Annotated in this window: 16 protein-coding genes; 7 read left to right on the forward strand and 9 right to left on the reverse strand. The window is 33.9% G+C overall.

Annotation, left to right across the window (positions count from 1 at the left end; genetic code table 11):
- Positions 1 to 40 precede the first annotated feature (40 nt).
- The 4 genes from ACK2WI_RS00080 to ACK2WI_RS00095 form a co-directional block, all read right to left on the reverse strand.
- Positions 41 to 493 (reverse strand): AAA family ATPase, encoded by a 453-nt coding sequence (locus ACK2WI_RS00080; protein WP_409149103.1) that lies wholly within the window; start codon positions 491 to 493, stop codon positions 41 to 43.
- 129 nt (positions 494 to 622) lie between these two features.
- Positions 623 to 1081 carry a type II CAAX prenyl endopeptidase Rce1 family protein gene (locus tag ACK2WI_RS00085; RefSeq protein ID WP_409149105.1) on the reverse strand — a complete coding sequence of 153 codons (459 nt, stop codon included), beginning with the start codon at positions 1079 to 1081 and terminating at the stop codon, positions 623 to 625.
- Positions 1082 to 1270: 189 nt separating this feature from the next.
- The gene (locus ACK2WI_RS00090; RefSeq protein ID WP_409149107.1) at positions 1271 to 1732 is read right to left on the reverse strand and encodes an LIC_13387 family protein; all 462 of its coding nucleotides are present in this window, start codon (positions 1730 to 1732) and stop codon (positions 1271 to 1273) included.
- Positions 1733 to 1735: 3 nt separating this feature from the next.
- Positions 1736 to 2167 (reverse strand): carboxymuconolactone decarboxylase family protein, encoded by a 432-nt coding sequence (locus ACK2WI_RS00095; RefSeq protein WP_093095376.1) that lies wholly within the window; start codon positions 2165 to 2167, stop codon positions 1736 to 1738.
- A gap of 408 nt (positions 2168 to 2575) precedes the next feature.
- On the opposite strand from ACK2WI_RS00095, the gene ACK2WI_RS00100 reads away from it, so the two are divergent.
- From ACK2WI_RS00100 to ACK2WI_RS00115, 4 genes are all read left to right on the forward strand, one after another.
- On the forward strand, positions 2576 to 3412 hold the full coding sequence (locus ACK2WI_RS00100) for a DUF6597 domain-containing transcriptional factor (protein WP_409149109.1): 837 nt from the start codon (positions 2576 to 2578) through the stop codon (positions 3410 to 3412).
- 246 nt (positions 3413 to 3658) lie between these two features.
- On the forward strand, positions 3659 to 4573 hold the full coding sequence (locus ACK2WI_RS00105; RefSeq protein WP_409149111.1) for an SRPBCC domain-containing protein: 915 nt from the start codon (positions 3659 to 3661) through the stop codon (positions 4571 to 4573).
- 97 nt (positions 4574 to 4670) lie between these two features.
- A complete protein-coding gene (locus ACK2WI_RS00110) occupies positions 4671 to 5138 on the forward strand; it encodes a VOC family protein (RefSeq protein WP_409149113.1) in 468 nt (155 codons plus the stop codon).
- A gap of 153 nt (positions 5139 to 5291) precedes the next feature.
- Positions 5292 to 5681: a hypothetical protein gene (locus ACK2WI_RS00115; protein WP_409149115.1), complete on the forward strand. Its 390-nt coding sequence runs from the start codon at positions 5292 to 5294 to the stop codon at positions 5679 to 5681.
- A gap of 1114 nt (positions 5682 to 6795) precedes the next feature.
- Here ACK2WI_RS00115 and ACK2WI_RS00120 read toward each other — a convergent pair.
- Both ACK2WI_RS00120 and ACK2WI_RS00125 read right to left on the reverse strand, forming a co-directional pair.
- A complete protein-coding gene (locus tag ACK2WI_RS00120; RefSeq protein WP_409149117.1) occupies positions 6796 to 7524 on the reverse strand; it encodes a sulfite exporter TauE/SafE family protein in 729 nt (242 codons plus the stop codon).
- A 242-nt stretch (positions 7525 to 7766) separates the two neighbouring features.
- Positions 7767 to 8603 (reverse strand): DUF6929 family protein, encoded by an 837-nt coding sequence (locus ACK2WI_RS00125; protein ID WP_409149119.1) that lies wholly within the window; start codon positions 8601 to 8603, stop codon positions 7767 to 7769.
- A 935-nt stretch (positions 8604 to 9538) separates the two neighbouring features.
- Between ACK2WI_RS00125 and ACK2WI_RS00130 the strand changes: the two genes are divergently transcribed.
- Both ACK2WI_RS00130 and ACK2WI_RS00135 read left to right on the forward strand, forming a co-directional pair.
- The gene (locus ACK2WI_RS00130) at positions 9539 to 11182 is read left to right on the forward strand and encodes a sensor histidine kinase (protein ID WP_409149121.1); all 1644 of its coding nucleotides are present in this window, start codon (positions 9539 to 9541) and stop codon (positions 11180 to 11182) included.
- A 1-nt stretch (position 11183) separates the two neighbouring features.
- Positions 11184 to 11939: a LytR/AlgR family response regulator transcription factor gene (locus tag ACK2WI_RS00135; protein WP_409149123.1), complete on the forward strand. Its 756-nt coding sequence runs from the start codon at positions 11184 to 11186 to the stop codon at positions 11937 to 11939.
- A 273-nt stretch (positions 11940 to 12212) separates the two neighbouring features.
- Here ACK2WI_RS00135 and ACK2WI_RS00140 read toward each other — a convergent pair whose 3' ends face one another.
- The 3 genes from ACK2WI_RS00140 to ACK2WI_RS00150 all read right to left on the reverse strand — a co-directional run bounded on the left by ACK2WI_RS00140 (position 12213) and on the right by ACK2WI_RS00150 (position 14611).
- Complete coding sequence (locus ACK2WI_RS00140; RefSeq protein ID WP_409149125.1) at positions 12213 to 12374, reverse strand: hypothetical protein; 162 nt, start codon at positions 12372 to 12374, stop codon at positions 12213 to 12215.
- 890 nt (positions 12375 to 13264) lie between these two features.
- The gene (locus ACK2WI_RS00145) at positions 13265 to 14038 is read right to left on the reverse strand and encodes a hypothetical protein (RefSeq protein ID WP_409149127.1); all 774 of its coding nucleotides are present in this window, start codon (positions 14036 to 14038) and stop codon (positions 13265 to 13267) included.
- Between the two features lie 174 nt (positions 14039 to 14212).
- Complete coding sequence (locus ACK2WI_RS00150; protein WP_409149129.1) at positions 14213 to 14611, reverse strand: hypothetical protein; 399 nt, start codon at positions 14609 to 14611, stop codon at positions 14213 to 14215.
- A 435-nt stretch (positions 14612 to 15046) separates the two neighbouring features.
- Here ACK2WI_RS00150 and ACK2WI_RS00155 point away from each other — a divergent pair, with 435 nt between their 5' ends.
- The gene (locus ACK2WI_RS00155) at positions 15047 to 16999 is read left to right on the forward strand and encodes a DUF4365 domain-containing protein (RefSeq protein ID WP_409149131.1); all 1953 of its coding nucleotides are present in this window, start codon (positions 15047 to 15049) and stop codon (positions 16997 to 16999) included.
- Positions 17000 to 17012: the final 13 nt, after the last annotated feature.

The raw sequence follows: 17012 nt of genomic DNA on the forward strand, positions 1-17012 counted from the left end.
ATCAATAAATAAGTCTTAAAAGACATTGCTAATTAAGTTTCTAGGGGTTAATTCTAAGGAGTACCTGATCCACGCGCTCCGATAAGCTACCTTGGACTACTATGACTTCGGTTCCAAAATCATCAATCCAATCAAGCAGCAGATCATCGACCTGACGCCTAAGTTTTGGAAAGGTTACTTGATATTCTGCTATCCGATCTGGATCTTCTATTGGAACAAATACCAATAAGTCGATTTCCGAAATGATCGTTTGTGCCGATTTATAATAAGATTGGATGTCACCATTGGGATCTAGCACATTGAGGTATGCCATGATATCCAGCGCGCAACGGTCAAAGATCACATTGTCTGCAGGCTGTAATATCAATTTTGATGAGAAATTAAATTGCTCTACAAAATCCTCTGCATTTGGGGTTCCGGAAAACTCAAATCCTGCCGCCTCCAATTGATAATAAGGCTCTATTTCCAAACTATAATCTGGAAGATGCTCCAAAAGCTCCTCCGCTAAGTGGTTTTGCCAACTTGGTGGCTTCCAATTATCGCTATTTTCATGGCCAGGGTAAAGGATTTTTCGAGTGTAAATAGGAATTTATCTGTAATAAATATACTTTAAAGATAATCTTTATAGGTCGCTTAGCAATGCCACAAGGTTTGTAAAGAAGTGTAATCCCGCTACTCCTATAATAGCATTTAATATCCCTTGAGGCCTTAATTTTAAATAATATAACGCGTAAATAATTCCACTGATAGTTGTAGCTATCATATAAAAAATGTGGTAATGGTGTGATAGACCAAAAAGGATTGCGGAAAAAGAGATAATTAGGCCAGGAGGGATCTTTATCTTTCTTAATATTTCGATGACAAGAAACTGATTGATCAAAGTTTCAAATATTGGAGCAAATATTAATAACAGAGATATTCTAAATAATATTCCATAATTGTCTGCTGGATTATGGAGTGATGAAGGATCGATTAGATAAGCAATTCCACTTGTTATGGCTCCAACCATGAGTTTTAAAATTAAAAACCAGAAGAAGTATTTTAAGTTTTGCTGACTTGGGATTGGTTTTAAATTGAACATTGATGTCTATTGCTGTATAAGTAACAATAATAAACAAAAGTGTTTTTAAAAGAGCTATAAAGAAATAAATTTTATTCACTTGGAGTAGGAGAGGTAGAGCTGAGAGTCTCGGAAAAATCTATCGCTATTTTAAATTTTTCCCTCATCCGGACCGAAAGACCAAATAATTTGGTCAGCCATTTACTAGGATCAATCAGTCAATGGTTTTTTTATTTTCCAACGACTTGTTAGAAAAAAGCCTGTAATAAATAATAAAAAAGGAATTGACATGCCAATTAAGAAATCTTGAATTAGATATCTATATCCTATCCATACAAATGATGCAATGGTTAAAATTGTCAGAACTAGCAGAAAACGTTGTCTTGAAAAAAGCTCATGGTATCTGAACAAGAGATATAAAATAGAAAGTGCCATGAATATCAAGCAAATTCCAAACATAGCATGAAACCCAATCCACAGATTCCAAATTGTTCCAGTAGGATCCATTTGAATACTAGTGTTCTTCATTCCATCTATCAATGAAGGTTGGTTAGGCGATAAATCTTCGCTAAAGAAAATTCCGTATACATGCATGACACCAGAAATCAATAATATGCCCGAGCCGATTGACCAAAGGATTCTGAATAATTTAATTTTTAAAGCATTTGTCATAATCTATTCAATTCCTGAGCTAATAACCACTCTATTCCACAAATTTATCATCCCAATAGCCATTACAAGTTGTGCAATTTGCTTGTTGTCAAAATATTTCCTTCCTTTTTGAAAAAGTTCTTCATCAAATTCATGCTGACTGACTAGAGTAAAATGATCTGTGAATTCCAGAATGGTTTTTTCTAATTCATCAAAGATGACGCTATGTTTCCAATCTTTGAGCGTGTTTAATTTTTCAGAACTCACCCCTTTTTCCAAAGCTTCTTTGCTATGCATGTTAAGGCAATATGCACATTTATTAAGCAGAGAAGCCCTAACTTTTATTAAGTATCGGTATGGAATAAGCCATTCTATCTTATCCATGAAAGATTCTAATTTCAGCAATTCGCTGAACCCCTCAGAATCTGTGTCAGGTAAGTTATATCTCTGTTTCATTTTTTAGTCTTTTAAGTGAATTGTAATAGTGATTGTCTGTAATAATTTTTAATCACAATGCATCTGATTGAACCGTAGCTCAAACGCTCACATTTGTTTTCCAAAATTACTGATGTATTTATCTTAGAAATTGTAATTATCGGACAAACAAAAACAATGAAATCTCTATAGTAATTATTAATACAAATGTCCGATTTTTACAATTTAGTTAAAAGTTAGTGTGCTAATTTTCAATAGTTAACACAGTTCTACGGGAACTTGTAAAATGCTATTGAGAACTCAATAATAAAATAAAATTCTCGTTAATTACTTATATGTTCAACATTGTTAAAGGACGGTTTAATAATTGAAAATTTTCTCCGATAGAGGTGTAAATTAATGATCTGGAGAACTAATATTTAAATACCTGTGATTATCGATATGCAAATAAGGGGGTTATTTAATCCTATACAACCGACTGTTAAAATATCAGCAAATCAAGTTGCCTATATGGAATATCTTCCCGATTATAGGTTGCAACCATTTATTTACTGTTATTGGCAACTTAAAACCTGCCAGCCACTTGCAGAGCCCTTTACGTATCGGGTGGTAACCGATAGTTGTATCGATGTCATTTTTGACCTAAATAATCCAAAAGAAAATTATGTCATGGGCTTTTTCAAAAAGTATTCTGAATTCCCCTTGAGTACTTCCTTTAGTTATATTGGTATTCGTTTCTTACCTACAATGTTCCCACAGTTTTTCAAAATTAATGCTCTGGAACTTAGTCATCAGATAGAACATTTGAAATCTGTTGTACCTCACTTATCAGATTTTATTTCAACCCGTTTTGATGAATCTCAATCTTCAGATGTGATCAGAGGCTTATTAGACAATTACTTGCTTTCACTTTATGCTAAAGCTCAGTTTAATACTGATAATAGACTTTATGCTGGTATAGAAATGATCTTGAAAAACTGCGGTTCAGTCAATTTGCAAAAAGACTTGGATACTGGAATCAGTCCGAGACAACTGCGAAGGCTGTTTGAATTTTATATCGGTGATACCGCCAAAACTTTTAGTAAGGTAGTCCGCTTCCAAAAATTTCTAAATACAAATCCATCTAAGCAGAACTTAAGACAAAATAAATTGTTTTTTGACGCGGGTTATTATGATCAATCCCATTTCATTAAAGAATTCAAGGATTTTTATGGCATCACACCTGTAAAGGCTTTTGAAAATTATAACAATTCCCATCTTATTTAATACATATTACAAGGACAATATTTTTAGAACCCTAAAGGTTATTTTAAACATTAATCTCTTTTTAGAAGCATTAAAAACCTAAAGGAAGGTATTTTAAAGCTTATCTCTTTTTCCCAGCTATTTCCAGTAGTATTTCACTGGTAGATCCCTGAGCTGTGTTTTTGTCCTTTTTTTACAATACATTTTTCTGTAAGAGCTGGAATTTTACCCAATATGAAAAGGTAAATATGGAACTAATCAATTTATATGAATAAAGAAATTAAATATTTACAGAGCGTAAACATTTACGCATCAAAAGAAACAGTTTGGAATAAACTTTTATCAAAAGAATTCTATGAATTGTCCTGGGACGCTACTTTAACCAGCACTTGGCAGCCAGGTTCCCCTATTCAATTCAAAGGTGTTTGGGAAGGGATTGAATACACAGACAAAGGTCTGGTCCAAGAGATTGAGGAAAATAAGTTTTTGCAGTTTACCTATTGGAGTTCTTTTTGGAAAGTAGAGGATCTCCCCGAGGAATATTGCAACATATCTTTCTGGATCATGGAAATAGATTTGTATAGTTGCTGTCTTACATTAACACAAGTCGGTTTTAGGGATAAAGTGCACTTCGAAGAAACCGTTGAGCTGTGGAAACACAGCAATAAAATCCTTAAACACCTATCGGAAAAACAGGAATTGCTGACGTTGAACGATAAGATTTTTGAAGAAATTGAATCTGTTATTGCTAAAATCCCCAGTGTCAATTACAATATTGAATCAACTATTTCATGGACAGCTGCTCAGATTGTTGAGCATATCTTAATGGCCAATTCTGGGTTAAAGGGATTTTTAACTGAAGCCCTTTTCTCTTCTGAAGTACCTTATGACCTAAATGTACAGCGAATTCGAGACTTAATGCTCGACATGGGCGTCAAATACCAATCGCCCGAATTCTTGATTCCAGCAGTAAATCAATACGATGCAATAGAGCACTGCGCAAAATTACTGAATTTAAAAGGAGAGATTAATGAATCTATATCGACCATGGACTTCGAGGAAAGATGTGGAAATACTGAAATGATTCCTTTCGGGTACATGAGTGTTTTTGAATGGTTGAATTTCTGTTTATTTCATATTCAAAGGCATTTGCTTCAACTTAAACAATTAAAAGGCAGCTGATAGTGCCGAAATAATTAGAACCTAGATATAGTCCGTTTTATACTATGGGAAAATTAGTAATTGAAACAACTTTATTCCAACTAAATAAATCATTTCCATGAAACATATCGCATTAATAATGTTAGCATTTTGCTTTACATTAAGCCTATTTTCTCAAACATCTCACAAAAGAAAAAACGAAATCAAAATGAAATTAAACGCAGGTATTATTACAGAAAAACTAAAGGAGACTAAGGAGTTTTATATGCAGAAGTTAGGCTTCGGTCTAACGTTTGAAAATGAATTTTATATTTTATTGCATACCCCCAATAAAGAAGCAGAAATAAGTTTCTTATTGCCAAATCATCCTAGTCAGAAACCCCTTTTCCACCAACCTTTTCAAGGAAAGGGTATGTACTTAACTATTGAAGTTGAAGATGTTGATAAGGTTTATCAAGAATTGAAGAATAAAGGAGTCAAAATTGAAATTGAAATCAGAGATGAGCCCTGGGGTGACAGACACTTTGCCATTCAAGATCCGAATGGTATCAGCATTGATTTCGTGAAATATTCCGAACCTCAATAATGAGTTAACATGGATTCCGACCCTGAAAGACAGCAGAGATTATGAAGTTATGTAATTGGTTACTGCCTTATACCCCAAGAAATGTTACCAGTAAATATATTAATAAAACAAGGTATGAAATTTAACAATGCAATAATAAGTTTAATGTTTACTATGACTTTTCTAATAAGTTGTAGTAAAGATATTTCCGTCGACAAAGTACAGATTGATGGTTCCTTTAAAGGCTTTGAAGGTGAATTAGACGGCGATATTTTTAATCTCCCTTTTGAAGGATTTAGCATTGAGATAAAGATTAAACGTATCAATGAAGAAGATGCCATGGTGGAGGTAAACCCTTTCGGAAATGGAAAACCCATAGATTTTCCAGATCAGATATGTTCAATCAAGACCGACTCTGATGGATTTGTTAATCTGGTATCTTTAAAAGATGGATCTATGTATGTAATATTTTATGACAAAGAAACAATTGATTGTTATCCTGTCAATGGAACTCGGATTTCAGGATCTAGAAATGGAAAGAAACCAAGTTGGTGGGATGATTAATTTTTTCAGTATAGGTTTTGACCTCAAAATTGTACCTCGTAAAAATCCAAAATTTATTAATGGTTTTAAGAATTGAAATGAAATGGATTCAAGATTGGTAATAGCAAACATAATTGTTTTGATAGCTTTGGTTTTCCATTTTTATTGGGGAGATAAGGATGTTCAATCAATTTCTCCAAAGGCCTCCGAAGCTAAAAAAGTAGAAAATTGGATAATGGCAAGAGGTGCTTTCCATGTTGTCTCTATGGACCTATTTATAATCGCCACAGTCCTTTCTTTATTGAATTTTACTGACCTGCTAACTCCATATCGTACTATGCTGCTAACAATTATGAGCATTTACTTTATGTTAAATGCTCTGGTTTTCTTTATAGTTGTCGCTATATCCAGTCCACTTCACAAAAAGTTTCTGAAGCTTTTCCAATGGTCAATTTTTATAATTATAAGTGGATTGATTTATTGGAGTATCTAAAACTACCAATTTTTACTCCTACAATCAGGCTTTTTTCCGTTATATATGTACTGATATCGAAAACTATTGTGTACATGTTTAGATAACCAAAATCTGAACATATCCTCTTGTACAAAGAAAATCTCCCCATCGTTAGCAATTGCTTTACTGACATTGCACACAAAGGGGTATTGTTCATTTTCAGAAAAATATTTCACCCACTATGTGGGTTGCCTTCTTAAACAAACATCATCCTTCCGTAGGAAGTTCTTTAGCCTCCGGCTCATTTCCAGTGGCGGAAAAATGGATAGAATGCCGTTGCCCTGTGCGTTGGGATTGGCCTTGGAATGCTTTCAGAAGATCATCCCATTAAAAGGGATGATCTTCTGAAAGATATTCCCGACAACAAGGCATTCTATCCATGTGCGGGAGCCCGTGCGAAAAGCCACCTTAAATGAGCCAAAGCGTTTACGGATTCGAGTTGTTTTTGGTATCCGTGAGCTCCTTCGTCGGTTTGGTTACTTTTGCGCTTCAAAAGTAACGAAGAATCTAAATTTATTTTTTTCTTAACTTAATGACATTGCCTGATGGGGGTCTACCAATAAAATTTATACAGCCAATTTGTTCTTCTTAGACTATTTAACCTAAATACTGTTCTTTCAATTATACTAAAGTGCTGACAATCAAAACGACACTGATCAGCATTAGCCCCCAATAAACATATTTAAAGAAAGCCCCATCTTTTAATTTATGGTTTAGGTACCTTCCTAAAAATATAGCCGGAATGGTTGTGATCAGCGAATAGAGAAAATAAATATTAACCTCTGCAGTAATCAATCCCTTGGAATAATAACCCACAACACTTAACAGACTGACCGGTAAAAAGTAGGCCTGTAATGTAGCCCTAAAATGTTTTGCGGTCCATTGTCTCAAATTTCCGTAAACAACAAGTGGTGGACCATTTAAGCCATAGGCTCCACCAAATACGCCTGATAAAAAACCGCATACGAAGAGCCAAAACTTATTGTCCACTTCCAAGGCCTTATTTTTTGTAAAATAGAGTGAATAAAGAGAATACAATATAATGAATATGCCAAGACCTGTTTTTACAATGGTTTCATTTGCATAGGTCAGAATCAGGATACCCAAAGGCAGGCCAAGAACGGCATATATAATCAACCATTTGGCACTGTGAAAATGGATCTTTTTATGGTCTTGAATCACTACTACGAGGGCAATGACGATAGACAGCATAACTGCTAAGGGAACTGCTACATCTACGGGCAAGAATAAAAGGAAAAAAGGAACTGCGATTAGCGCTTCGCCAAAACCTAAAGTCGACCGTACCAATGAAGCGAAAAAACTAATAATAAGGATAAATATTATTGTCAAAACAGGATATTGTTAGTGCTGTTGTGGAAACTCTAATTTACAAAAATAATGTCGGATTGGCTATTGAAATACGCCTTAATTTGGAGATAATCCTAGCAAATCATCTTAATGTTGAATAACAATTTAGGGGCTAATTTAAAGATAAGGACGAGTGGATGATAAAAGAATTTATTTGACCAAAGTAGGCTAGCAAACCGATCAATGGAATGGGTCAGAGTAGTTTTGATAAGAGGAACATTTCTTTATGTAAGTTTGAAATCGAGTCTGTAAATAGTAGTTAAATCGGAACTTCCATCGCTGTCCTCACATAATAGGAAAGAAATCATATCGGACTGCAATTCATAATATGTAATCCCTTCGAATTTTTGATCATTCGATATTTTTTGACAGTGATCAATTCTCATATTTATTAAATCGAATTTTCCGAATACTGTTCCTCCGATTTCTCCGTCTTCATAAGTAGATAATCCTTCTTCTGCAGTTGCGATGAAATAAAGTGAATCATCTACAACTGAAGCACCTGAAAAACCAAATAGCAGCCCATCGATCTGGGGGAGGTCGATGTCAAAACAAGTTATCACGAAGTCATTGATTAAATCATCTCCATGGACTTTGAAAATTACATTCCGTCCAGCTGGACCATTTCCACGATTCAGGAACAGCCAACTGTTTCCATGCATTGCTGCCCCTTCGATATTAAAGTCAGAAGAGGATATGTTAGCTGATTTTTTCATGGCGCTGTACAGGTTTCCCATGTCTAGCTCAGTGCTACTCCAATCATTTCTGGAAATAGAAAATCCTCTTTCACGAGCAGCAGTTGAACCGGATCCGAAAGTATATATCCTGTCATCCGTTAGGAGCATTGCTTCCAGATCAAGTTTTAGAGGTTTTGCGATCCTTTCCATCTGGGGGCTTTGTAAAAGGACGTGCCTATTGAGCTGATTTTCAGTTATTCGGTAATCATAAAGATAATTGCTGTTGTCTGATACGATATAAATTTGATTCTCCCAAAATTCTATTCCAGAGGCTGAACTGATTCCAGGGATATTTAAAAAATCATTTAAATAAAACTCTTGCATAATCTTAATCTATAAAATTTTCGAGAGATCGCTTGTCTAATATATCCTATTTTCATGAAAGAGCAATATATTTCATATCAATTCTTAATTGAATGTTTAATGGGAGGAGGGAGACCAGGCAAGGCAGGACCAATTTAATATTTTTGAAATAACCCGTCAGCAATTATTGAAGGGATTAAACATGTGAATATTTAAGAAAAAACAAATATCTATACCGTAGGAAATTCAGAAATCTACGTTAACCTTCTTTCGATTCTGAACGATTAGTGAAGAATCTGTACGGTTCTCCTCCAACAGGTCCTGTCATTCTTTATCGAAGATAGAGAACCTGTTCGCTAATGCAATCTATGGTGATTTGATTTTGTTTTTCTCCGAGATGCTTCTGATGAACCTATCAATGACAAGTTTGTTAGAACTGTGTTTTTAGCTATTTAGGCTCATATATATTTACCAGAAGATATTTCTAGCCGCCATACATCCCCAGCGGGGATGAATTATTTTAGCATGGATGGTAAACAATAATGGGTTAATGCAAAAACGATGTTCGATTAATCGAACATCGTTTTTGCGCGACCTCCAAGCTAACGTGCCATGCCAGCTAAAATAATGGAACCCCAAAAGGGGTTGTATCTCTAAAATTAAAAAAACATTATTGCCTTCCACTATGCTGTCATTACCTTCCGATAAATTTAGCCCAAATTTTTTCTACTCAGCATGACACAAAAAACCTAAACTTAATGACATTGCCCGAGCAGGCACAAAACTCGAACTCTTATACTTGAAGATCAGAAACGATTGAATCAACTGTAAGACCATCTGCATTTCAAATACTATGCAAAATGGTACATTTACTAATGCAACCTCGTCCCTTACTGTTTTATGGTTTTAGATTTATTATTATTGTGGCAAGTTTGATGAAAATTAAACTCAATTCCATGAAAAGACTCATTTTTACACTTCTTAGCTTCATCATCACGTTATCGACAGTGTATGCGCAAAAAGACATCAATCATTATGTCACTTATGGCGCAGGGGGAAGATTAACTATGCATGTGGATAGCGGAGCGAACAATGTGTATGCAGGAAATATATTTCCCAATCAACCTAATACCTCTTTTAATTATTTGCAGGATGTCAACCAAGTAAGTGTACAAATGTATTTTCAAAAGAAAGATAAACCGGAGAACTTTCGGTACACTATTTTGCTTGATGATAAACCGATGGTGCTAAACAAGCCGATCAATAAAGAGGACCTGAAAGATGTAATCCGAAAAGATCTGGATTGGAATAACGAACTGCTCGATTCGACAGCATTGGGTATCTTCAGCATAAAAGGTAAAACCCTGACCATACTAAGCTATGACATCGATAGGCCGCAAGATGTTTACAAAAATGTGTTTTTCGGGAAGCCTATTCCGAGACCAAAAATTGAAATCTTAGCAAAGCGCTTCGCAACTGAAAATGGCGTGGATTACGATCGTAAAATACGACCAGAACAAAGAGTAGATCTTACTTTTGCTGAAAAAGATGATGAACTGACGATTGTAAAAGATAGGACCTCTATTGACTATATCTACTCCACATCCATTAAAGACAAGAAAACAGAAAAGATAATCTTTGAATCCAATTCATGGCTATATGGAGGCTACCTTAATGAGGAAGAAAATGCGTATTTGCCGTATGTAAAGATCGATAGGAGCATTTTCAAAAAATCGGGCGGATATGAGATTATTATAGAGCCATTGATTAAATGGGATATGCACGGTGATGGTATTTCAGATAGTACTATTTCAGCCCAGGAAATAGAAAAATATACAGCCAGATATACGCTCGATATCACTTTATATGAAGAAAGTTATTCCAAAAAAGAAGTCTTTATATATACGCTAATCGGAACACTTTTTATAGGCTCAATCTTTTATATTATCCTTTACTTTATCAGACAAAGGAACAACAAAAGACTAGCTGAACAAGAGCATCAAAAAAACACTGCAAAGCTTCAGCTTAGCTCAATTCGCTCCCAGTTAAACCCTCATTTTTTATTTAATTCACTCACAGGAATCCAAAATCTGATGAATAAGAGCGAGATCGAAAATGCGAATAGATACCTTTCTAAATTTGCTCGATTAACTCGCAATGTCCTTGACGATAAAGAACTGATCAGTTTGTCACAAGAAAAAAACTTATTGGACGATTACCTTCAAATGGAGCAATTGCGGTTTGGCTTTCATTTCGAAATCAATCATGCCCAAGACTTGGATATGGATAACATTGAGATACCAAGTATGTTGATGCAGCCATTTGTAGAAAATGCAGTGAAACACGGAGTAGCTCAAAGACTGAGTGCCGGAAAAATCACGATTGAATTTTTCAAGCAAGCAAAGGATTTGATCATGACTATCGAGGATAATGGAAGTGGGTTTGATGCGAATATAAAGTACCCTGGTTTAGGTCTTCAATTAAGTAATAGTCGAATTGCACTCTTGAATAGTATTTATAAAGAAAATCGCTTTATTTTAGCAATTCAATCAACTTCAAGTGGTACTCAAGTAGACCTAACATTAACAGATTGGCTATAATATGATACGAGCAATTTTAATAGATGACGAAATTTTCAACTTAGAAAACCTACGGACTTTACTGGAAAAGCACTGTCCCCAGGTGACAATAATCGCAACCGCACAAAATGTAGATGATGCGCTGGATGCTGTTGTAAAACATTCGCCCAATTTATTGTTTCTGGATATTCAAATGGGCAATAAAACAGGTTTTGATGTATTAAAACAACTGCCAACTCGTAATTTTGAAGTTATCTTTGTTACCGCATTCGACCAATATGGAATTCAAGCAGTAAAGTTCGCCGCCTTGGACTACCTACTGAAACCTATCGATATTGAAGAGCTCATTCTTGCGGTAAATAAAGCCGAAAATAAGCTGTCAACACAAGTACAAACTTCGCAGCTCGATTTTTTATTGCAACAACTCAAAAAGTCAGAAACAAAAGTGAGCAAGATTGCCTTGCAGATGCAAGGCGAAATAAGGTATGTAAATTTATCAGAAATCATACGTTGTGAAGCAGACAATACATACACACACTTCTTCCTATCAAACGATGAAAAAATATTGGTTTCTAAATCCCTCAAAGAATATGCAGATTTACTGCGCCCGAACGGCTTCTTAAGATGTCATCAAAGCCACTTGGTAAATCCAGATTATGTGAAAAGCTTGCTAAAAGAAGACGGAGGTGTACTACTCTTACTATCTGGTGAAAAAATACCTATTTCAAAGCCTAATAAGGACGCTGTTAAGCAAGCCTTACAGCAGCAAGCTAATTAATAGATGTTAAATAGGAACTACGCTGTTTTTTAATTAATGTATTCTAGAAGGTACTATACTCGGAACATTTTTTTATTCCATTTTCTATCCTACGGCTCTTGATCTGGTGCTTGGTTAGGTAATACTGGTATTCCTCCGCGCCATAATGTACAGTTTTATAGGAATGATAGATTAATGGTTCGTGTGCTTTATTTAAAATTAATATGAGTATTGCCTTTTGTTTAAAAGCATTAAGGTATTTGATATAGACGATTAAATCATAATAAAATACTTTTAGGCAGGGTTTTGTTTTTTGGAAAGAAAGAACATAATAATAAATATTACGCCAATGATTGCTAAAATTGCTCTAAGAGTTAATTGTTCTTTGGGCACAAATACGGCTGTGGATATAATAATTAATGTTCCAAGTGTTAAAAATAAGTTTTTCTTTTTCATGTTAATTGCTTTTAATAAAAATAGAATAATTTGTTCAATAACCTATGAGTCTATGAGAAAATTGAATATTTATTTTGGTTTAATCCCTAGATACCCCCCCGTTCCAAACAATATTACTCCTGCAACAATTCGAATCCCAAGTTCGCACGAGGCCTTGAAGAATCACTTGAACTGATCCCGCTGGGAGTGGTTGGCCTACTTTTGATGCTGAATAATCAGCGAAGAATCTGTATGTCAATTAAAAAAATGACGGTCATTCTCCATCGAGGATAGAGGACCTATTCGTTGATACAATCTTTGATATTTTTGATTTTGATTTTGTGTCTCTCCGAGATGCTTCGGATGAACCTACCAAAGACAAGTTTAATTGAAATGTGTTTCTAGGTATTTAGATCTATATTTCCTCTCTAGAAGAATATTTTTTATCTGCCATACATCCCCAGCGGGGATGAATTATTTTAGCATGGATGGTAAACAATAAAGGGTTAATGCAAAAACGATGTTCGATTAATCGAACATCGTTTTTGCGCGACTTCCAGGCTAACGTGCCATGTCTGCTAAAATAATGGAACCCCAAAAGGGGGTCTATATTTAAAAAAATAAAAGAGCTAATTGATTTTCATTGCCAATTACTGTCATCACCTTCTGATAAATTTAGCCCAAATTTTTACTTCTCAGCATGACAAAAAAAATAATATTTGGATAACCGGAGAGGGCAGGATGCCCTGGGAATCTATTGAATTGATCCCGCTGAGAGTGGTTCAGGCCCACAATCCACAAACACTTACCCTGAAACTTCTCTGGATTGAACCAAAATTGCTGCCTGCGGTGCATGTTAACCTGTTTTTTAATTAATCTATTCTAGAAGGTACAAAACTCGGAACATTTTGTTATTCGTGATTACTTAAATCACTTCCCCTTTCAATCCACCTATATTTATTGCTGTATTTTTGATCGTCCCTATTGATATAATATTTAACTTTTGGTCGCTTCTGAACTAAATAATACTGCACTAACTCTGCATCTTGAGAATTTGAATAAAACACGAGTTCACTTTCCTTCGTCCATGTCCCATAAAAAACGTAATCCGATTGCGGATCTGCAATAAAGTAGTTTCCATATTTTGGGATTTCTTTCCCCGGTTGAATTACAGAAATGTGAATGAAATTTAAGTTATTTATGTCTTTCGAATAGCGGTATACGACGAGTTCATATCTTCCATTTGGAGAGACTTCTCGGTGGACAATTTGTTGCTGTGACCCTTGATCAATGTAATCCAAAGCTGAAACATGAACTTTAATTTTATTGATTTCAAGATCTTTAGGTTCGAATTTTACACCTTCTCTTAGGGATGGTAGAATGTCGTACATGGCTGAAATGTTTTGATTATCAATCCATTTCACTTGAGTGTAGTTGTTTGGAATATTAAATTCTCTAAGATTTTTGGTTGTATCAGGTATTTTCAAAATTGAAGTTCCTGATTGACCAACGCCGAATGCTCCTAAGTCTATACTGTAATTTATTAATACCATAGAACTATCTGGAGATAGCTCTCGGTAGTTTTCAATAAAATCCTTATCAGTAATCAAGACCTCCTCTTTTCTAGTGTAAAGATTGCATGATGTTAAAACACCTAATACTAATATGTAAATTCCTTTTCTCAAGAAAATTGTTCTAAACGTAAGGGTAACACTTGAATATACACAATAGATGATTAGATTCATCATAGACAGTTTTGCTGTAAAACCGGAATCAAATTTAAGTAACCACCCATAAAGTTATGGCTTCAAAAGGTCTACTTTAAATTTAGTTAGAGTCTTTTCATTATTTTTTTCTTGTTAATCTTTATATAGAACAAGTCTTATCTGTCGGTAGCCATTAATATTCCTTTTAAACATAAATAAATATGCATTGAGTCCATCCGCTCTTTTAAATTTTAAATCATCTCTATAAGTCTCGCCAAAGTCTGAAATGTTTTCAATATTTTCAACGATAGGATTCCCGAATTCACGGCAAAGTAAATTAGCTAAGGAATCAAATTTTAATTGAAATAACTCAAATTTTTTCTCATAATTTCCTTCTTCAGATAGCTCATCTTTCTTACTTTGTACATTGTCCCATTGATAAAGAATTACTTTTACCAAGCTGTCCTTTTCCGAATAGAAATATTGAGTTTCAAGGTTGAAAATTGGCTTTTCATAAATTTTATAAATTTTAGGAATCTCCCATTTAATCAACGATATTTAGAACATTATGATTAAAAAGAGCTTATTAATATGTCAACTAGTAATAACATCTATCATATTATTTGGACTGGTTCACTATAATGGATAGCAGCCTGGAAAGCAAACAGTTCATTTCTCAATGACAAAGGATGAGCTAATGAACAATGTTCAATACATCACGTTGTAAAAAGTATCTTCGATTCTCTCTTTTTTGAAAAGATTGAGGTGAAAAAATAATATCTCCTGATATAATGTTTGCATAAGCAAGATGCAATTTTTTAAATTAGGTCTTATCATTCAAATGGAGGAAGAAAGGTTAAAGTTTAAAAACTTCAATAGCATACATATAATTTTCACATGTTTATCATAATATGTATTTTAAAGCTCATAATTAACTGAGCCAACTTTATGCCCTTGAACAAGCCTATTAGACATCATAACCACATATTGGAAACAGAATCCAATAAATTTTATAATAAATATTTGCCAAATGAATGGTTTGTAGACAAGCCAGAGCATGATTATGGTATAGATTACATAACTCACATATCAATCAATGGACAAGTCACAGGTCTAAATTTTTCTGTTCAACTAAAAAGTAAAGAAAGAGAAACTAATCAACAGCATATCTCTATATCTATTAAACAATCAACCTTAGGATTGTTTAATACCAAACTTGAACCCGTATTATTAGTTGCTTATGTCCAAGAAGATCAAGAAGCATATTGGTATTGGTATAATGATTTAGATCTTGACTTAACCAAAATAAAGAAAACAGTCAGAATTAATATTCCAAGATCCAATAAAATAAGTCAGATAGATTGGAATTTCATTGCAAAATATGTTCAAGATATTTTTAGTATAAAAACATTTATTGACAGTATAAGAACATTAGAATATAGAGAATTGTCAGATACGGAGGTATTGGCATGGCGAAACTATTATGCAGGAAAATATGAAGATGCTGCATTTTATTTCAAAAGCTTGTTAAAACAGAAACAAAAAAATAAAATATCAGTTCTTGAGGGTTTGGCACATAGTCAATATATGTCCTTTAATTATAAGGAGGCATTACAAACGATTAATAAATGTATTGAAATTGATGGTAGAGATAACCAGTATTTAACTAAAGGATGTATACTTGCAGAAGACGGAGCTGCAACAGGAAACAAAGCCAAGCTGATTGAAGGAAAAAATATATTTTATCAGTATCTTTTAGAAGGAACCGACAATGAAAACGGTCATTATAATTTCGCTAACACATTAAAGAGTTTGGGTGATTTGGAAGAAGCTGCGAAACAATATAAACTATGTTTGCAAATAAATCCAAATAATGCTTTAGCATGGAAAAACTTGGGTTCAATATACTATGAATTACATGACCATGAAGAAGAAATTCATTGTTATGATAAAGCCTTAAAGATTAACCCGAAACTTCCACAAGCATTATTTAGTAAGGGTGTAACACTTTCCTATATTTTTAATAAATATGATGAGGGACTATCTCTTATGCTTAAGTCAAGTGAGCAAGAAGAAGAAATGATGAATGGATTTCCGATTGGATATTTTTGGATTGCATATACTTATGAGAAACTGGCTAAGATTGATAAATCATTGTATAATATCAATAAAGGTTTAAGTATTGATCCGGAAAACCAATTTATGTTAGATTTTAAAACAGATTTATTGATTTCTAACCATCAAATTAATGAAAGTTTAAAGAATACCGCAATTGACTTTTTTGAATATAGACTTGAATTGGATAATCATTTTAAAAGTCTTTTTTATTTAATTAAGATTAAGGGAATTAACAACAAAAATTATATTCTGGAATTAATTAAAAAATACACCTCAATAGTTAAATTGACTGATTTAAAAATACTTACAAAATGTAAATTGGAATTACATGACTTATTAAGTTTCTTATTGCATTATGATAAATATTTGTTTCTGAGAAAAACGCATTCCTTAGATAGGTATCAGAACCATATTATATCAGAGCATTACTCAATATCATCAGAGTTTTACGAGGTGATAGATTTAATTTTTGCAAAAAGCTTTAGTGAAGCAATTGAGGAATATTATATCACTGGAAATATAAAGCTAATTGGAGAGACAATACTTAACACTTTTTACTTATTACCCAAAGCAATCTGCGAATTGATTCCTGACGAAGAGTACACTCAGGAAGAAGCTATAGCGATAATGGCTCATACATATTTAGAATACCCCAAAATAGCTGTTCGTGAATTTGGTGTTCAAATCGGTTTAATATCCGGAAAATTTGGATTTGAAATAGCAGATCCGGCTGATATATTGTCTGATTCTTGGTACGATGAGTTTAGAGAAAATACTTTAACCTTTATAAACCGAAGACTCAAACTTTTAAAAGAGGAATAAGAGTTGATTAAAG

This window comes from Sphingobacterium sp. BS-2, from assembly GCF_046161205.1.
GTDB classification, from domain to species: domain Bacteria; phylum Bacteroidota; class Bacteroidia; order Sphingobacteriales; family Sphingobacteriaceae; genus Sphingobacterium; species Sphingobacterium mizutaii.